Source organism: Nocardioides sp. WG-D5 (assembly GCF_054031175.1).
Genome location: NZ_CM132928.1, coordinates 3,954,267 through 3,971,746, shown reverse-complemented (window position 1 = coordinate 3,971,746; position 17,480 = coordinate 3,954,267). Strand labels below are relative to the sequence as shown.

Sequence of the window (17,480 nt, the reverse complement as noted above, 5' to 3'; positions counted from 1 at the left end):
AACGACCATGACGAATCTCGGATACACCCTGTTCACCGAGCAGAGCGGACCTCGCGACCTCGTCCGCTACGCCACCTCCGCCGAGGAGGCCGGCTTCGACTTCGAGGTGATGAGCGACCACTACTCGCCGTGGCTGACCGAGCAGGGGCACGCGCCGTACGCCTGGAGCGTGCTCGGCGCGGTCGCCCATGCGACCTCGCGCGTGGGCCTGATGACGTACGTCACCTGCCCGACGCTCCGCTACCACCCCGCCGTGGTGGCGCAGAAGGCCGCGACCGTCCAGCTGCTCGCCGAGGGTCGCTTCCGGCTCGGCCTCGGCTCAGCGAGAACCTCAACGAGCGTGTCGTCGGCCAGGGCTGGCCCGCGGTCCAGGAACGGCACGCGATGCTCCGCGAGGCGGTCGGGATCATCCGCGACCTGCACACCGGCGAGCTCGTCGACCACCGCGGTGAATACTTCCAGGTCGACTCGGCCCGAATCTGGGACCTCCCCGAGGAGCCCATCGAGATCGGGCTCGCCGTGGGCGGCGAACGCGCCATCGAGGAACTCGCCCCGCTCGCCGACCACCTGATCGCCGTCGAGCCCGAGGCGTCGCTGGTCGACACCTGGAACGGTGTCGAGGGCGCCAAGCGGATCGGCTCCGAGGCCCGGGCGATCGGCCAGATCCCGATCTGCTGGGACCCCGACGAGGAGACCGCCGTACGCCGCGCGCACGAGCAGATGCGCTGGTTCAGCGGCGGCTGGGAGGTCAACGCCAACCTGCCCACGCCGGCCGGTTTCGCCGCGGCCACCCAGCTCGTCCGTCCCGAGGACGTCGCCGAGTCGGTGCCCTGCGGTCCCGACCTGGACGCGATCGTCGAGGCGGTCTCGGCCTACTGGAAGGCCGGCTTCACCGACGTCGCGCTGGTGCAGATCGGCGACGAGACCCAGGACCGGTTCCTGGCCGAGGCCGCCGGGCCGCTGCTCGAGCGGCTCCGCGCGGCCGCGCCCTGATCACCGAGCACGCCGCAGGACGTCGCGGAGGACGTCGCGGAGGGCATCAGGGAGCTGGCTCGACCGAACGTCGTCCAGGGGCGTCCACGAGACACCCACCTGCAGGACGTACCAGGCGACGCCGGCGGCGATGATCGCCAGGCCGACGACGGCGACGACCCATCGCTGGGAAGGCGACGAGGCGGCGCGGGCGACCGGCCCGACGGTGTCGCGGACCCGCTGCGAGGCGAGCCAGGCGGCGGACATGAAGGTCATCGCGGCGGCGTAGAGCACGGCGGCCGGCGGCACCCCCAGCGCCAGGAGCCCCACGCCGACGGCGGCCGCGATCACGCCGGTCAGCACGGTCAGCGCTGCCGTGCCGGGGATGGCGCGCACCAGGTCCCACGGCGAGCGGATGAGCGCCCACGGCCCGTCGTACCACTTCCGTCCGCGCGCCTCGCGGCGCTTCGTCAGGTGGTCGGAGGCGAGCGACGCGGCGCGCAGCAGCCAGACTCCGACGCCGAGGAGGGTGGCGCCCAGGAACGGGTAGGCAGCCACGATCCCGGCGAGGATCGCGGCGAGCGCGACCAGGATCAGGAAGTGCATCGGGCCCGGCCAGCGCTTGAGGTTGGCGTGCTTGCTGGGCGGGCTCCACCCGGGCTCGCGCGGCGGAGCAGACGGTGGCGGCTGCTGCGGGTCGAACCGACGCACCACCAGTGGCTCGGCCGGCGCGTCGGCGACGGTCACCGCGGTCGGCGGCACCTCCTCCACCGCCGGCGGCTCCACCTCCGTCACCGCGTCGCCGGCAGCGTCCGGGTCGACCAGCGTCGGCTTCAGCTCTGCGTCCATGGGTGCGGCGGCCAGCGGCATCGTCAGCGGCAGCACCTTCGTCACCGCCGCGGCGTCGCCCCCGGACCACGGCACCTCGGGCTCCATCAGCCACTCACGCAGCTCCTCGAGACCCGGCCGGTCCGCGGGATCGGTCGCCAGCGCGGCCGTGAGGACCTCCCGCATCGAGCCCTCGATGCCGTCGAGATCGTGCTGGCCGCGGCGTACGCGATCCAGGACGGCCATCGACGGCCCGGTCCCGAACGGCGGCCTGCCCAGCAGCGCATAGGCGGTCGTGGCCGCCCACGAGTGCACGTCGCTGGCCGGCGTCGCGGGCGTCCCCTCCAGGATCTCCGGCGCCAGGTAGCCCGGCGTGCCGACCAGCCACCCGGTCAGGGTGATCTTGGGATCGTCGGCGACCCGGGCGAGCCCGAAGTCGATGAGCACCGGCGTACGTCCCTCCATCACCACGTTGGAGGGCTTCACGTCACGGTGCAGCACGCCGGCGTCGTGGCAGGCGGCGACGCCGTCGGCGAGGCAGCGGGCCAGCCAGAACCGGTCCTCACCGAGGACCGGCCCGTCGTCCTTGATCCGGTCGTGGAGCGTCGGCCCCGGGACGTAGCGGGTCGCGACGTAGGGAAGGTCCGCGTAGGGGTCGGCGTCGACGATCTCGGCGATCCACGGGCTGCGCACCTGCCGCAGCGACCGGACCTCGCGCTCCAGCCGGGCCCGGGTCTCCTCGTCCCCCACGACATGCGTACGCAGCACCTTCAGCGCCACCCGCTCGCCGGTCTCCTCGTGGCGGGCCAGGTGGACGACGCCCATGCCGCCCTCACCGAGCTTGGTGAGGAGCTCGTAGGCCCCCACCCTCACCAGCCCGTTCCCGGATGCCCGCCCGGGGCGTAGGTCCGTCACAGCTCTGAGGCTAGACGAGCCCGACGCCCCCGGCGAGGACAAACTCCGGGTCGGTCCGACCTCAGTGGTCGAGCTGCTCCCGCAGACGACCGAGCAGGTCGAGGGCGGAGTCGGCGATGACGGTGCCCGGGAGGAAGACCGCGGCCGCGCCCATCTGCTCGAGCGTCGCCACGTCGTCGGGCGGGATGACGCCGCCGATGACGATCATGATGTCCGGGCGCCCCTGCTCCTCCAGCGCCGCCTTGAGCGCGGGGAGCAGCGTGAGGTGACCGGCAGCCAGCGACGAGACCCCGACGATGTGTACGTCGGCGTCGACCGCCTGCTGCGCGACCTCCTCGGGCGTGGAGAACAGCGGGCCTACGTCGACGTCGAAGCCGAGGTCGGCGAAGGCCGAGACAACGACCTTCTGGCCACGGTCGTGGCCGTCCTGGCCCATCTTCGCGACGAGGATGCGGGGGCGGCGGCCCTCGGCCTCCTCGAACTCCTTGGTCGCCTTCAACACCTCGGTGACCTTCGAGTCACCCGACGTCGTCGCCTCGTCCCGGTACACACCGGAGATGGTACGGATCACGGCCTGGTGCCGTCCCCATGCCTTCTCCATCGCGTCGGAGATCTCCCCGACGGTGGCCTTGGCGCGGGCCGCGTCGACGGCCAGCGCGAGCAGGTTGCCGTCGAGGTTCGCCGCGGACTTCTCGGCCCCGGCAGCGTTCGTGATGGCCTCCAGGGCCCGGCGTACGTCCTCGTCGTCGCGCTCCGCGCGCAGCCGCTCCAGCTTGGCGACCTGCTGCTTGTAGACCTGGTCGTTGTCGACCTTGAGCACGTCGAGCGGGTCCTCGGAGGGGAGCCGGAAGGTGTTGACGCCGATCAGCTTCTGGGCGCCGGAGTCGAGGCGCGCCTGGGTGCGGGCCGCGGCCTCCTCGATGCGCATCTTCGGGATGCCCTGCTCGATCGCCTTGGCCATCCCGCCGGCCGCCTCGGCCTCCTGGATGTGGGCCCAGGCGCGCTCGGCGAGGTCGTGGGTCAACCGCTCCACGTAGTAGGAGCCGCCCCACGGGTCGATGATCTCGGTGGTGCCGCTCTCCTGCTGCAGGAGCAGCTGGGTGTTGCGGGCGATGCGGGCGGAGAAGTCGGTCGGCAGCGCGATCGCCTCGTCGAGGGCGTTGGTGTGCAGCGACTGGGTGTGCCCCTGGGTCGCGGCCATCGCCTCGATCGCGGTGCGGCCGACGTTGTTGAAGACGTCCTGCGCGGTCAGCGACCAGCCGGAGGTCTGGCTGTGGGTGCGCAGGGACAGCGACTTGGGGTTCTTCGGGTCGAACTGGCTCACGAGCCGGGACCACAGCGCCCGGGCCGCGCGCATCTTGGCGACCTCCATGAAGAAGTTCATCCCGATCGCCCAGAAGAAGCTCAGGCGAGGCGCGAAGGCGTCGACGTCGAGGCCGGCAGCCAGACCGGTCCGGAGGTACTCGACGCCGTCGGCCAGCGTGTAGGCGAGCTCGAGGTCGGCCGTCGCGCCGGCCTCCTGCATGTGGTAGCCGGAGATCGAGATCGAGTTGAACCGGGGCATCTTCGCGGCGGTGTAGGAGAAGATGTCGCCGATGATCCGCATCGACGCCGCCGGCGGGTAGATGTAGGTGTTGCGGACCATGAACTCCTTGAGGATGTCGTTCTGGATGGTCCCGGCGAGCTTCTCGGGCGGAACGCCCTGCTCCTCGGCCGCCACGATGTAGAGCGCCAGCACCGGCAGCACCGCACCGTTCATCGTCATCGAGACCGACATCTGGTCCAGCGGGATGCCGTCGAACAGCGTCCTGGTGTCGTAGATCGAGTCGATCGCGACGCCCGCCATGCCGACGTCGCCGCGCACCCGCGGGTGGTCGGAGTCGTAGCCACGGTGGGTGGCCAGGTCGAAGGCGACGCTCAGGCCCTTCTGGCCGGCGGCGAGGTTGCGCCGATAGAACGCGTTGGACTCCTCCGCGGTCGAGAACCCGGCGTACTGCCGGATCGTCCACGGCTGCGTCGTGTACATCGTCGGGTAGGGACCGCGCAGGAACGGGCTCAGGCCGGGGAAGGTGTCGAGCGCGTCGAGGCCCTCGAGGTCCGCAGGCCCGTACGCCGGCTGGATCTCGATGCCCTCGGGGCTCAGCCAGCCCTCGCCCGAGGGAGCGGCGGCGGCGTACGGCGGGGTCTCGCCCTGCAGCGGAAGACCCTTGAAGGAGCTGGGGATGGTCATGCGAGCTTCTCCCTCGTAGCGGTCAGGAAGGCGAGCGCGTCGACGCCCATCGAGGCGGCGTCGTCCACCTCGGCGTCGACGGCGTCGGGCTTCCCGGCGATGATGACGTGCGTGGCGCCGGCCTCGCGGAGGGCCGCGATCGCGGCCGCGCCCCACTCGGCGTACGCCTTGTCCGAACCAGCCAGGCAGACGACCGTGGGCGCACCGGCCGCACGGTACTTCCCGGTGAGGTCCTCGGCGTCGGCGGTCGCACCCGCGACCTCGACGCCGATGCCGCCGGCGGCGAGCAGGTTGGTCGCGAAGGTTGCCCGGGCGGTGTGCTGCGCGACCGTCCCGAGGGTCGCGAGGAAGACGCGGGCGGTGGCAGGGGTGTCGCGCAGCGCCTCGAAGGAGGCGCCGTAGCGCACCACCCGCTCGTTGAGCGGGTCGACCGGTCGCTCGGGAAGCGTCTCGGCGAGGTTGGGGAACTCGGTGAGCCCGGTGATCGGGCGCTTGCGGCGCGCGATCGCCTTCTCCCGCTCGGCGGAGACCGCGGCGATCCGGTCACGGAACGGCGAGAAGTCGTGGCCACCGACGGCGTTGGCCCCGGTCCACTCCTCCTCGAGCTGGATGAACGCCTCCCAGCCGGCCTCGGCCATGTCGGCGGTCAGCCGCTCCACGGCGAAGGAGCCGCCGGCGGGGTCGGCGACGGCCGCGACGTGGGACTCGTCGATCAGCAGGTGGGACACGTTGCGGGCGATCCTGCGCCCGAACCCGTCCGGCACGCCGTTGGCGGAGTCGAAGGGCAGCACGGTGACCGCGTCCGCCCCGCCGACACCGGCGGCGAAGGCCGCGACGGTGCCGCGCAGCATGTTCACGTAGGGGTCGTACTTCGACAGCATCGGCCGCGAGCTCACCGCGTGGATGCGCATCTCGACGCCGTCGGCCGCGGAGAGCTCGAGGACTCGCGCCCACAGCTGCCGGGCGGCCCGCAGCTTGGCGATCGTCGGGAACTGCTCGTCGGTGGCGGCGTAGCGGAACTCCATGAGGCTCGCCGCCACGGCCGGCGAGAACCCGGCCTCCGTCAGCGCGCGCAGGTAGGCGACGCCGACCGCGATCGACCAGCCGAGCTCCTGCACGTCGGAGGCACCGAGGTCGTGGGCGGCGGTGGCGTCGACCACGATCGCGCGCACCCCGATCCCCTGGGCCAGGCGGGCGAGGTCGACCAGCTCGGCGAACGCCTCGTCCGGCGCCAGCGGCAGGTCGCGCAGCAGCGCACCCATCGGGTCGGCACCCAGGTTCGTCGCGGCGTGCAGCCCGGTGCCGCGCTCGGCGATCAGCGCGAGCAGGTTCTGGGCGACCTTGACCGCACCGATCGGCGCGTCGAGCACGACCGGCGCCAGGTCCAGCAGCACCTTGTCGAGCAGTACGTTCAGGTCGGTGGTCTCGTCGGCGGCCACCCATAGCGAGGAGACCCCACCGTCGAGGTCGACCAGAGCCGCCTCGTTGGCCGCCTTCGCGTCCACCCCGGACAGGCCCGAGACGAGCGAGCGGATGTCCCAGGCGCCGGCGCGCGTGGGGCGCGCCACGTCGGCGAAGGACGTGTCCGGCAGCCCGAGCGGGGCGATCCGGAGACCGTCGAGGGAGGTGCGGGTCAGCTTGTCCCAGACCAGAGAGTCGGCGTCGTCGGCGCTCAGCCGACCACTCTTGCGGAGGACAGCAGCGGTCGCCGCCTCCCACTCTGCCTGGGAATGGGCATCCGCCGGCTGGGCAAGGCGCAACGAGTCGGCGCGAGCGGCGTCGTTCATGGATCGAACCTTAGGCGGATGAAGTGGCGGTGACCACAAAGTGTGAGGTTTACAACCGCTAACTGAGACGCAGCGAACGTACGTCGGGGAGAAACCGCGGCGCGAGGGGGCGCGCGCACCCTTTCCCGCTACGGACCTCAGGAGCACGAGGCACGCCACACGTGCGTGGCACTCCTAGGCCTCTGCTCCAAGCGGGCACTGGACCGAGCAGGCGATGGGGACTCCCGCCCAGCCTCGCAACGTCAGGATCCGAGCCAGAGAAAGGGCCGTGCGACAGGGCGATTCGTAGACCTGATGCCAGCGCAGACGCGCGGTGACCGCACCGGTCGCGGCCAGGTCGTCGAGAGCACGGTCCGCGTCGCGGGCCTGATCCCGCCAGGTGTCGTGCCCCAGCGCGCCGTCGAGCTCGACCGTCCGTACGCCTCGTACTCGACATCGCGGAACTGGCTGCCGCTCGGCGTGGTGCGCGGAACCTGCCTGTCGGACTGCGGCAGGCCGTGGGCGCGCTCGACCTTGGCGAGATAGCCGTGCTCGAGGACGGAGTGGGTCCCGGATTCCAGGTCGTCGATGATCGTCGCGATCCACGCTCGCCGGCGCAGCGACGGGAAGCGTCCGAGGGCAGCGCGCAGAGAGTCCGGGTTGGCGTACGACCGTCCGACGACGTCGGCGAGACTCGCCACCGCGTCGATCTCCGAGCGTGCTTCGTGCGCCACCGCCAGGGCGTTGTCTTCGAGCCGCAGCCTCGGCGGCGTGCCGCCATAGGCATGGCTCTCGAGGTTGGTGATCCGATGGATCACGATGCCCGGCTGCGCGTTCACCCGACGACTCTGATCGATCGCGACATGGATCGGATCGGGGACGAAGCCCGGGCGCGCGAGCTGCTCGGTCCGCGGGGGCTCCGCGCTCGGGCCATACAGATAGGCGGGCGCGGCGTAGAGGACCGCCGCCCACGCTCGCTGATGCCAGTTGAGCGGACCGGTGTGATCGACATAGACCCGCGGATGTACCCGCCGCAGCTCCTTGCGCCGCTGCATCCGCGCCAGATCTGCACGCGTCAGGCCGGCCGCCACGAGCTGAGCATGGGTGAGCACCCCGTCCTGCATCCGCCGTTGACTCTCCAGCTGCAGACGCAGCCGCTCGCGCTCCCACGAGTCGTCGTCCGCACGAGACTCCCCCGAGACCCCCATGGACCAGTTATCCCACGAAGCCCGCCCGATCCCTAGGAGCGCGAGGCACGCCAGGCGTGCGCAGCACTCCTAGGGATCAGGAACTGCAGCAGTGGCAGACCGGTGTAGACGAGCACCCACACCGGCCAGAAGAAGCCTCGCCCGGTGAGGTGCCAGGCAGCGACGGCGATCGCGCCGCAGATCAGGAACACCAGAAGATCCCGTACGAAGCGGGAGCCTGCCGCGCGGGGCGGAGCGGGATCCTCTCCGAGGTCGCCGACCACCGCGGTGAGGTCGGCGGCGCGGGCCGCACCCCACACCGCCTCGGCGCGCGCCTCCAGCTCGGGCGCGTCGATCCGCCCCGCGGCGTACGCCTCGACGAGCCGCGCCCGCGCGGCCTCCCGCTCCAGGTCGCCGATCCTCATCACAGGCCCTCGAGGTCGAGGGCCTGGCCGGCGGCGTACAGATCCTTCGGGCAGGTCGAGGCGGCGCAGTCGGCATAGCGGGACGCCAGCCGGGCAAGCGCCTTGACGGTCTCCGCGGAGGCGGGGTCGGCGGCGAGGTTGTGCTGCTCGTAGGGGTCGGAGGAGCGGTCGTAGACCTCGACCTGGCCGGTGTGCACGCGGGCGTAGGTCCAGGAGCCGACGCGGATGCCGGACCACAGTTGCCGGTTCCCGTCGGCGACCCGCCAGCCGGCGATGGGGATCGCGCGGATCTGCTCGGGGGCGCGCAGCCACGGCATGATGTCGATCCCGTCGGACGCACGGGGCGGCCGAGCGCCGGCGGCCGCGAGCAGGGTCGCGGCCAGGTCCGGGTTGGTGACCGGGGTGCGCACCGTCCGGCCGCGCGGCACCCCGGGACCGCTCATCAGGACCGGGATCCGCAGGGACTCGTCGTAGTGCCACAGCTTGCCGTTGAGGTTGTGGTAGCCGTTGGAGAAGCCGTTGTCGGAGGTGAAGACGACCAGCGTCCGCTTCAGCTCCCCGCTCTTCTTCAGCGACCCGATCAACGAGGCGATGTTGCGGTCCAGGCTTCGGGTCGCCTCGAGCCGGCGCTGGTAGGCGATCCGGAGCGCGTCCTTCTTCCTCGGGTTGAACGTCCCGCGACCGGGCGACCCCTTCGCGTAGCCGGAGGTGTCCTCGGGGAAGAGGTTCGGCCGCGCCGGGATCCGCACGTTGTCGTAGAACCCGCGGTCCTGCCGGTCGGGCACGGTCACCGAGAGGGCGGCGTCGGTGCCGGGGTAGATCTTCTTCGGGTCGTCGGGCCCCGAGGGACCGCCGTGGTGCGGCGCCACGTAGTTGACCCAGGTGAACCAGGGCTTCCCCGATCCGCGCTCGGCGGCGATCCCGGCCTTCGCGTGCTCGGTGATGACGGTCGAGGAGTAGCCCTTCGACTTGATGATCTCGCCGTTGACGTTGAACTTCGGCGAGCGGAAGTTGTAGGTCGACGGGTCGACGGTCGCGCGCCACTGGTCCCAGCCGGGCGGTACGTCGCCGCGGGTCTCACCCTCGCCGTAGCCGTTGAGGTACTTCCCCGCCAGGATCGTCGCGTAGCCCGCGTCCTGCAGCGACGTCGCGACCGTCGAGGAGTCGTCGAAGGCCGCATATCCGCCGTGGGGCCCCTCGATCGTGCGCGCACCGTGGTTGTGGGCGTACTGCCCGGTCAGCAGCGACGCCCGCGCCGGCACGCAGATCGGCGTCGGCGCGATCCCCTCCGAGAAGGAGACCCCGGTCCGCTCGACCAGCTTGCGCACCTGCGGCAGGTAGTCCATGTCGAGATAGGAGAGGTCGTCGACGGTGACCAGCAGCAGGTTCGGCTTATTCACCGGCCGTTCCAGAGCAGGCGTACGCGTCGGGGCCGCCGCCATCGCGGCCGGCTCGTGCACCAGCCCGGTCACGGCGAGGGCGCTCATCGCAGCCGTCGCCACGGCTGCCCGCCTGCGGCGGGTGAACAGATTGCCGACCGACATGACCAAACACTCCCCAGTAATATGAGTTATTTAGTCTACTTTAACGCGACGACGCCTCCAGAAGAATCCGCGCTCGTCCGCCGGACGCGCGTTCAGTCGGCCTGGACCGTGCTGGTCACCAGCGAGAGGGACACGATGCCGGGCAGATAACGGTCGTCGCTGAGCTCGAAGGCGCGACCGTCGGCGAACCGCGCGGTGCGGACGACCCGCAGCAGCGGGCTCCCCCGCGAGACCCCGAGCAGGCGGCCGTCCATGGCCGAGGTCGCGAAAGCCTCGATCCGGTGCTCGGCGTGCGCGAGTCGGACACCGAGCTCGGCTTCGACCACGTCGACGATCGAGGGCGCGTCGACCGGCAGCGCCTCGATGGTCGGGGCGAGCCAGCCGGGGAACACGGTGTGCTCGACCATGGCCGGCGCCCCGTCGAGGGAGCGGACCCGCACCACCCGCAGCACCGGGTTGCCCGGCCGCTCACCGAGCTCGCGGGCCTCCAGGGTGGTGGCACGGCCACGCGCCACATCGACGAACCGGCCGCCGGGGCTCAGCCCGGACGCGACCGCCCACTGCGCGAACGACCGCACCCCCAGGCTCTGCAGCCGCGTGGCCACATGGGGGTGCCAGTGCCGGCCGTGGTGGGAGACGAGACGGCTGTCGGTCTCCAGCCGGGCGAGCGCGCGTTCCACGGTGCCGCGCGCGACCCCGAACTCCCGCGCCAGGCAGGACACCGCCGGGAGCGGCCTGCCCGGCGGGTACTCGCCGGCTCGGATCCGCCCCTCCAACGTCGCCGCGACCGCGTGGTAGCGGCGCGACGCCCTCGACTCCCGCATCGGGTCACCCCGTCCCGAGGACACGTTGGACGAACCAGAACAGCCCGACGACGGCGACCCCCGTGGCCGCGGCGACGCCGAGCCACCAGCCGATCACCGGCTGCCGACGCCGCAGGACCAGCAGCACCGGGAAGGCCAGCGCGATGATCACGAGCTGCACGGCCTCGATGCCGAGGTTGAAGACGAGGAGGGAGACCAGCAGCCGCCACGAGAACGGCTCGTCGATGCCGAGGGCACCGGCGAAGCCCAGGCCGTGGATCAGGCCGAACCCGAAGACCACCGCGAGCCGAGCCCTCTCCCCCGACATCCACGATCCTGACGTCCACGATCCCGCCGTCATCGGCGCGGTCTCGGTCGCCGTACCAACCGGCGCGACCACCGCGAGGACGCCACCGGAAGGGGCGACCGGGGCAGGACCGACACCACCCGGCTCCCCGAGCGACGGCGAACCGGAGCGCCCGGGGCGCCCACCGCGCCACGAGCCCCACACGTGCCAGGCGGCCACCGCCGCGATCGAGAGCGCGATCACGGGCTCGACGATCGCGGCCGGGACCGACACGAGACCGAGGCTCGCCAGCACGAAGGTCACCGAGTGCGCCGCCGTGAACGCGGTCGCGGCCAGCAGGATGTCGCGCGGGCGGCGGGAGCCGACGATGAGAGCGACGAGGAACAGGATGTGGTCGATGCCGAAGAGCAGGTGCTCGGCACCGAGGACGAAGAACTCCAGCAGCCTGGTCGGCGACGACTCGTCCGTGGAGAAGCTCGGGTCCTCGGCGGTGAGGACCGTGTTGCCGGAGGCGTCCGGCAGCGAGTACTCCACGATCGTCTCGGTGTTCCCGACGAAGCCCTCCGACTCGGGAAACAGCTCGCTGGAGATCTCGTACGCGACGTCGCCCGACACGTCGCGGCAGGCATGTTCGAGCGTCACCACGACGTGGGGCACGCCGTCGCGCTCGGTGGTCCGGATCTCGTCGGACATCGACGGCGCACAGTCCTGGCCGTCGACGGAGACACGGAAGCGGTCGCCGAGGTAGCCCAGCACCGCGTCCCGGTGCTCCTCGACCAGGCCGACGTCGGCGCCGGAGGTCTGGAAGGCAGCCTTCGCCTCGCTCTCCAGCCCGGGGTCGCCCTCGGCCTTCGCCACCGACCTGACCAGGAGGACGTACTCCATCTCGAGCTCGGTGCTCACGACACCGTCGGCGCGCTGGGTCGTCTCGGCGTAGACCGTGGAGGTGAAGCCATGGGCCGAGGCCGGGAGCGTCAGCAGGACGGGCGCGAGCAGCGCCAGCGCAGCAGCGGCGAGGAGACGTACGCCGGTGGGAACGGTCATGAGGATCCTCGATCCGAAAGTGGGGAAGGAGGCCCGCCCGGCACTCCGCCGGGCGGGGCCTCCGGCGGGTCAGACGATCGGCTCGGTGTCGAGTCGAACGTGGTCGATGGCCCAGTACCAGTCGTTCATGGCGTTGAAGAGCCGGAAGCTGACCTTCATCGAGGTCGCGCCGGCCGGCACGTCGACGGGCAGGTTGACGGTCTTGTTGCCCTGGCTGAGGTCGGGGGTGTTGGCCGGCGTCCAGTGGACCAGCTGCACCTTCTGGCCGGTGTCGAACTCGACGGTGACCTCGGCCTCCTGCGGCTCCTCCTCGCGGTAGTGGTTGTCCCAGGCGAGGTAGACGCGCGAGGTCCCGGCCGGGATCGGCGCGCTGGGTGTGGAGAGGGTCGAGTCGAAGCGGCCGCGGCTCTCCGGGTCGTTGACGTCGTCCCACTCGTCGGGATCGGCCACGGCCACGACGTTGCGGCCCAGCGTGAAGCCGCTGCGGTCCTGGTCGTCACCGTTCTGCCAGAACGCCTTGGTCATCAGCGACCAGCCGTTCATCTCCTTGGTGCCGGTGGGCATGTCCGGTGCGTTGGTGATCGTCCACCCCGCCGGCGTGCTCTTGGTCCACCCGAGGACGCTCGCGTTCGCCGGCATGTTGTGCTCGACGCCGTACTGGAGCTGGCCGGCCACCGACTCGAAGTCCTGGTAGACGAGGTAGTCGGCCGGGTCGACCGGAGGCGGCGGCGGAGCGGTCTTGAAGGTGGTCGAGATCGACCCACCCGCCTTGCCCCAGGTGTTGTAGGGCGTCACCCGCACCTCGTACCTGGTGTCGCCCTTCAGGTTCCGGATCGCATGGCCGCGGGAGGCCGGCAGCGGAAGGATGTAGAAGCCCGACCACTGCTTGAGTCGGCGACGGTCGCCCCGGTCGCCTTGTCGACGACCTGGTAGCGGTAGAGGTGGACGATGTCCTGGACATCGTTGGCCGCCGGCTTCGCCTGCGGGAACGACACCTGCGCGCTGTCCTCCTTGATGTCGGAGACGGTCACCGCCGATCCCGCGGGCCACTTCGGGCCGGCTGTCCTGGCCGCGCGGCGGTCGGTGTAGGGGAAGTTGCGCTGCGGGTTCTTGATCGCTTCCTCGACGTCCCACGTCCAGGTCTGGTCGATCCACCGGCCGGCCTGCAGGTCGTAGTTCTTGACCTTGACGACGCTGCCGGCGACCTCGACGACCGCGGTCTGCGCGTTGTCGCCCGCGTCGTTCGGCGTCGTGTCGTTGTCGACGCCGCTCTCCATCTCGAAGTACGCCAGCGGCGGGGCGTTCACGGTCGTGAAGCCGCCGTCCTGCCAGATCGAGGTGGAGATGTTGTTGGGCGTGTGGATGTGCCCGCCCCAGACGACGGCCTGGGGGAAGTTGTCGAAGACGGACTTGAAGGTGTCGCCGCAGCCCTCGGAGAGGCCGGCGCCGTACCACTCGTTCGAGACGTAGTGCGTGCACTTGAGGGGGTGGTGCACGAGCACGAACACCGGGCGGTCCGGGTGCTCGGCGGTGTCGGCGGCCAGGCGGGTGTGGAGCCAGTCGCGGGCATAGGCGTAGTTGCCGGTGCTGCGCTCGGTCGGCCGGCCGGTCTCCTCGTCGAGCTCGCCGGCGCCCGGCGAGACGGTGATGAAGTGGTAGCCGTTGATCAGGTAGTCGGCGTTGGGCCGCTGGCCACCCGTCGACTGGGTGAAGAGGTCGTAGCCCGTCATGCCCGAGCCGATGTCGTGGTTGCCCAGCGCGGCGACGAGGGAGATGTCGTCCTTGCCGTCACCGTTCTCGTCCAGGCGGCGGTCGAGCACCTCCTTCAGGCCGGCGTACTCGCCCGCGGTGGCGTTGTTCGTCAGGTCGCCGACGAACAGCGTCGCGTCGAGGTCCTGGGCGTGGTAGAGGTCGAAGGCCTTGTCGAGGTCGCGCCACTCGTTGTGGATGTCGCCGATCGAGCCGAAGGTCACCTGCGGCTGGTGGGTGTCGGCGGTGCGTCGCGCGGCCTCGGCACGGGCCTTCTCGACCTCGGCGCCGTTGCCGGCGACGACCTCGAAGTCCTCGAAGTCGACGGTGCCGTTCTCGCCGACGGCCGAGTAGCTGATCCGGTAGTCGCCGGGGGTCTGCGGGGTGAACTCGTAGACCGGGTCGCTCGCGGAGCCCGTCGGAGAGATCTCCGCCGTGACGCCGTCGGGCGAGGTCACCGAGACGACGTAGTCGCCGGTCCGGAAGGAGCTGCTCTCCTCGGTCGGGACGGGCTCCGGGATGCGGAAGGTCTCACCGACCGCGGCCTTGGGCCTGGGGGCGTCCTGCAGCCGCACCTGCTCGTCGAGCAGCGCGAAGGCCGGGCCGTCGGCCTCGGCGCGCTCCTGGGCGACGACAGTGCCGCCACCCGCGATCGCGACAGTCACGAGGGCGCCAGCGGCAAGCCGCGCGCCCCACGATCGTCTGATGGGAATCATCGGTCTCCTCGTCTCGGTCACGGTGCTCGGGCACCGGGAACTTGTCTGGACAAGTCCATCCGAACGAGGTGGCGCGTGATTGTCCGTCTGCAGCCCGAAACCACGGCAGACAGATGAAATATCCGTGACGCGATGCGGCAATCCGGCGTGGTTGCCACATCGGGATCAGCCGGGGAGCGTCTAGAGGCCCTCGAGGTCGAGCGGCCGGTCGGCGGCGTACATCCCCTTGGGGCAGTCGTCGCCGGCGCAGTCGCGATACTTCTCGGTCAGGTCGGCCAGCTGCGAGACCGTCTCGGCATGGTCCGGGTCGTCGGCGAGGTTCTTCATCTCGTAGGGGTCGGTGGTGCGGTCGTAGAGCTCGACGCCACCCGTGGTCAGCTCGACGTACGTCCACCGCCCGACACGTACGCCGGACCAGAGCCGGGAGGTGCCGTCGGAGGTCGGCCACGCCTCGATCGGGACCACGCGCGTCTGGTCGGGCGCCCGCAGCCACGGCAGGATGTCGACGCCGTCGGGCTCGTGCGGGTCGTCGGCGCCGGCGGCCGCGAGCAGCGTGGTGGCGATGTCGGGGTTGGTGAGCGTGGTCGCGACCTTGCGCCCCTTCGGCACGCCGGGCCCGCTCATCAGGACCGGGATGCGCAGGGACTCCTCGTAGTACCAGAGCTTGCCGTTGAAGTTGTGGTAGCCGTTCGAGAACCCGTTGTCGGAGGTGAAGACGACCAGCGTGCGCGCCAGCTCGCCGCTCTTCTTCAGCCCACCGAGCAGGGAGGCGATGTTGCGGTCCAGGCTGCGCGCCGACTCGATCCGTCGCTGGTAGGAGAGCTCGTAGGCGTCCTTCTCGACCTGCGAGGGGTTCTTCCGTGACGGCGACCCCTTGGGGAACTGCTTGCGTCCCTCCGGGAAGAGGTTCGGCTGCTGCGGGATCGGCTTGTCGGCGTACGCGTCCCGGTCCTGCCGGTCCGGCACCGGTACGCCGATCGCGCCCTTGGTGCCGGGGAAGCGCTGCTTGGGGTCGCCCTTCTCCGTCGGGCCGCCGATGTGCGGCGCCACGTAGTTGACCCACTGGAACCACGGCTTCGCCTCGGCCCCGGACTTCTTCCTCGCGTCTCGCAGGGCCGCCTGCGCCTGCTGGGTGATGACGGTGGTCGAGTAGCCCTTCGGCTTCACCAGGCGCCCGTTCACGTTGAACTTCGCGCCCAGGTAGTTGTAGGTCGACGGGTCGACGGTCGCGCGCCACTCGTCCCACCCGGGAGGGATGTCACGGTCGGTGCCGTCCTCGCCGTACTCGTTGAGGTACTTCCCGGTGAACACCGTGGTGTAGCCCGCGTCCTGCAGAGAGGTGGCAACGGTCTCGGAGTCGTCGAAGGAGGGGTAGCCGCCCTCGGGACCGTGGATGGTGTGCGCGCCGTGGTTGTGGGCGTACTGCCCCGAGAGCAGCGAGGCCCGGGCCGGCACGCAGATCGGCGTCGGCGCGACCGCGTCGGTGAAGGTCACCCCGCTCTCGCCGACGAGCTTGCGCACGCTCGGCAGGTAGTCCATGTCGACGGTGGCGAGGTCGTCGACGGTCACCATCAGCAGGTTGGGCTTCTCCACCGGCATCTCGAAGGCCGGTGCCGGCGTCGAGGGCTGGCCCCCGTCACCGGACGGCTGCTGGGTCGGCGCGTGGCCACAGCCCGACATCCCCACGACTCCGGCCACCGCGAGTGCCGCCGACAACGCCCGGACGCGCCTGGATACCGCCACTGATTGTCCTCATCACACTGGTCATCTACTGGTCGCCATGACTGGGCCCGCCCGGTCGCGCGGACAGCCTGCCACTATGCCGATGGTTCATCCCAGATCAACGCACGTGTCGCGCACTCGCCATCCCCGGGCAGGACGCTGGTCCCATGAAGATGGCGCTGGTCACCGAGAGCTTCTTTCCTACCATCGATGGTGTCACAACCACGGTGAAGGCCATCGCCGACCGCATGATCGAGTCGGGCCACGAGGTGCGTTTCATCGCGCCCGGCCCCGGCCTCCCGGTTTACCGCAACAGCCGTGTCGTCCGGGTCTCGCCGATCGCCAAGACCGGCAGGCAGGTACGCACCGCGCTGGAGTCCTTCGATCCGGACGTCGTGATCAGCTTCGACCCGGGGCGTCTGGGTCGCAAGGCGCTGGCCTCGCCGACGGCCGCCGACGCGACCACGCTGGTCGTCCAGCAGTCCCCGATCTCCCCCAAGGCGGCACTCACCTGGGACACGTCGATCGCCGCGTACGCGGATGAGATCTTCGTCACAAGCGAGTGGCTCCGTCGCGTGCTCTCGGCGATCGACGTCCGCGCCGAGGTGTGGGAGCCGGGGGTCGACACGGCCGCCTTCTCACCCAGCCTGCGCGACGACTGGCTCCACCGCCGCTGGTCCAAGGCGAAGTCCCGTCCCACCCCGCTGGTCGTGGTCGGCTATGCCGGGAACCTGGCCAAGAGCCATGGCGTACGCCGCCTCGCCGAGCTCACCGCCGTGCCCGGAATCCGCCTCGTCATCATCGGCGACGGACCCCAGCGCGGCTGGCTCAAGCAGCGGGTCCCGCAGGCGAAGCTGACCGGGCCGCTGGGCACCGGCGACCTGGCCATCGCACTGGCCTCTCTCGACGTGCTGGTGCACCCCGGCGAGGAGGAGGGATGCGGCCACATCCTGCGTGAGGCCGCGGCCAGCGCCCTCCCGGTGGTCGCCCCGCGTGCCGGCGCCGCGGCCGAGATCGTCCAGCACCTGGAGACCGGTGTGCTCTACAACCCGGCGCGCAGCCGCGAGCTCGCCGACGCGGTCGCCTCGGTGGTCTCCGACCCCCGTCGACGCCTGCTGGGCGACCGGGGTCGCGAGCTGGCTGCGACCCGGCCGTGGACCGATGCCGTCGACGAGCTCTTGACCCGTCTGGTCACACTGAACGACGCCCGGACCTCACAATCTCACGCCGCTGCCTCCGAGAATGCGGGACCTGCTGTTAGGCTTGCCTAAC

Annotated in this window: 13 protein-coding genes and 1 pseudogene; 3 read left to right on the top strand and 11 right to left on the bottom strand. The window is 71.0% G+C overall.

What is annotated here, in order from left to right:
• Nucleotides 1-7 precede the first annotated feature (7 nt).
• Both ACWZJV_RS19255 and ACWZJV_RS19250 read left to right on the top strand, forming a co-directional pair.
• Nucleotides 8-265, top strand: a pseudogene (locus tag ACWZJV_RS19255) (LLM class flavin-dependent oxidoreductase); the annotation flags it as partial.
• A gap of 119 nt (nt 266-384) precedes the next feature.
• Nucleotides 385-993, top strand: a complete 609-nt coding sequence (locus ACWZJV_RS19250; RefSeq protein WP_457177922.1) for a TIGR03557 family F420-dependent LLM class oxidoreductase — start codon at nt 385-387, stop codon at nt 991-993.
• Here the strand turns inward: ACWZJV_RS19250 and ACWZJV_RS19245 are convergent, their stop codons facing one another.
• The 11 genes from ACWZJV_RS19245 to ACWZJV_RS19195 form a co-directional block, all read right to left on the bottom strand.
• Entirely contained in the window at nt 994-2,715 is a 1,722-nt protein-coding gene (locus tag ACWZJV_RS19245) for a protein kinase domain-containing protein (protein ID WP_457177920.1), read from the bottom strand. It lies immediately after the preceding gene.
• Between the two features lie 61 nt (nt 2,716-2,776).
• Complete coding sequence (gene scpA, locus ACWZJV_RS19240; protein WP_196875448.1) at nt 2,777-4,945, bottom strand: methylmalonyl-CoA mutase; 2,169 nt, start codon at nt 4,943-4,945, stop codon at nt 2,777-2,779.
• Nucleotides 4,942-6,732 (bottom strand): methylmalonyl-CoA mutase family protein, encoded by a 1,791-nt coding sequence (locus ACWZJV_RS19235; protein WP_457177918.1) that lies wholly within the window; start codon nt 6,730-6,732, stop codon nt 4,942-4,944. Before ACWZJV_RS19235 ends, scpA begins: the two co-directional genes overlap by 4 nt.
• A 242-nt stretch (nt 6,733-6,974) precedes the next feature.
• On the bottom strand, nt 6,975-7,835 hold the full coding sequence (locus ACWZJV_RS19230) for a hypothetical protein (protein WP_457177916.1): 861 nt from the start codon (nt 7,833-7,835) through the stop codon (nt 6,975-6,977).
• A gap of 116 nt (nt 7,836-7,951) precedes the next feature.
• A complete protein-coding gene (locus ACWZJV_RS19225; RefSeq protein ID WP_457177914.1) occupies nt 7,952-8,323 on the bottom strand; it encodes a DUF1707 domain-containing protein in 372 nt (123 codons plus the stop codon).
• A complete protein-coding gene (locus ACWZJV_RS19220) occupies nt 8,323-9,867 on the bottom strand; it encodes a sulfatase-like hydrolase/transferase (protein ID WP_457177912.1) in 1,545 nt (514 codons plus the stop codon). Before ACWZJV_RS19220 ends, ACWZJV_RS19225 begins: the two co-directional genes overlap by 1 nt.
• Before the next feature lie 92 nt (nt 9,868-9,959).
• Nucleotides 9,960-10,691 (bottom strand): GntR family transcriptional regulator, encoded by a 732-nt coding sequence (locus ACWZJV_RS19215; RefSeq protein ID WP_196875453.1) that lies wholly within the window; start codon nt 10,689-10,691, stop codon nt 9,960-9,962.
• 4 nt (nt 10,692-10,695) lie between these two features.
• A complete protein-coding gene (locus ACWZJV_RS19210) occupies nt 10,696-12,021 on the bottom strand; it encodes a HupE/UreJ family protein (RefSeq protein WP_457177910.1) in 1,326 nt (441 codons plus the stop codon).
• Nucleotides 12,022-12,090: 69 nt separating this feature from the next.
• Nucleotides 12,091-12,816 (bottom strand): hypothetical protein, encoded by a 726-nt coding sequence (locus ACWZJV_RS19205; RefSeq protein WP_457177908.1) that lies wholly within the window; start codon nt 12,814-12,816, stop codon nt 12,091-12,093.
• A 26-nt stretch (nt 12,817-12,842) separates the two neighbouring features.
• Nucleotides 12,843-14,435 carry a metallophosphoesterase family protein gene (locus tag ACWZJV_RS19200; protein WP_457177906.1) on the bottom strand — a complete coding sequence of 531 codons (1,593 nt, stop codon included), beginning with the start codon at nt 14,433-14,435 and terminating at the stop codon, nt 12,843-12,845.
• Between the two features lie 231 nt (nt 14,436-14,666).
• Nucleotides 14,667-16,229 carry a sulfatase-like hydrolase/transferase gene (locus ACWZJV_RS19195; RefSeq protein WP_457177904.1) on the bottom strand — a complete coding sequence of 521 codons (1,563 nt, stop codon included), beginning with the start codon at nt 16,227-16,229 and terminating at the stop codon, nt 14,667-14,669.
• A 146-nt stretch (nt 16,230-16,375) separates the two neighbouring features.
• On the opposite strand from ACWZJV_RS19195, the gene ACWZJV_RS19190 reads away from it, so the two are divergent.
• Nucleotides 16,376-17,479 carry a glycosyltransferase gene (locus ACWZJV_RS19190; RefSeq protein WP_457177903.1) on the top strand — a complete coding sequence of 368 codons (1,104 nt, stop codon included), beginning with the start codon at nt 16,376-16,378 and terminating at the stop codon, nt 17,477-17,479.
• Nucleotide 17,480 lies beyond the last annotated feature (1 nt).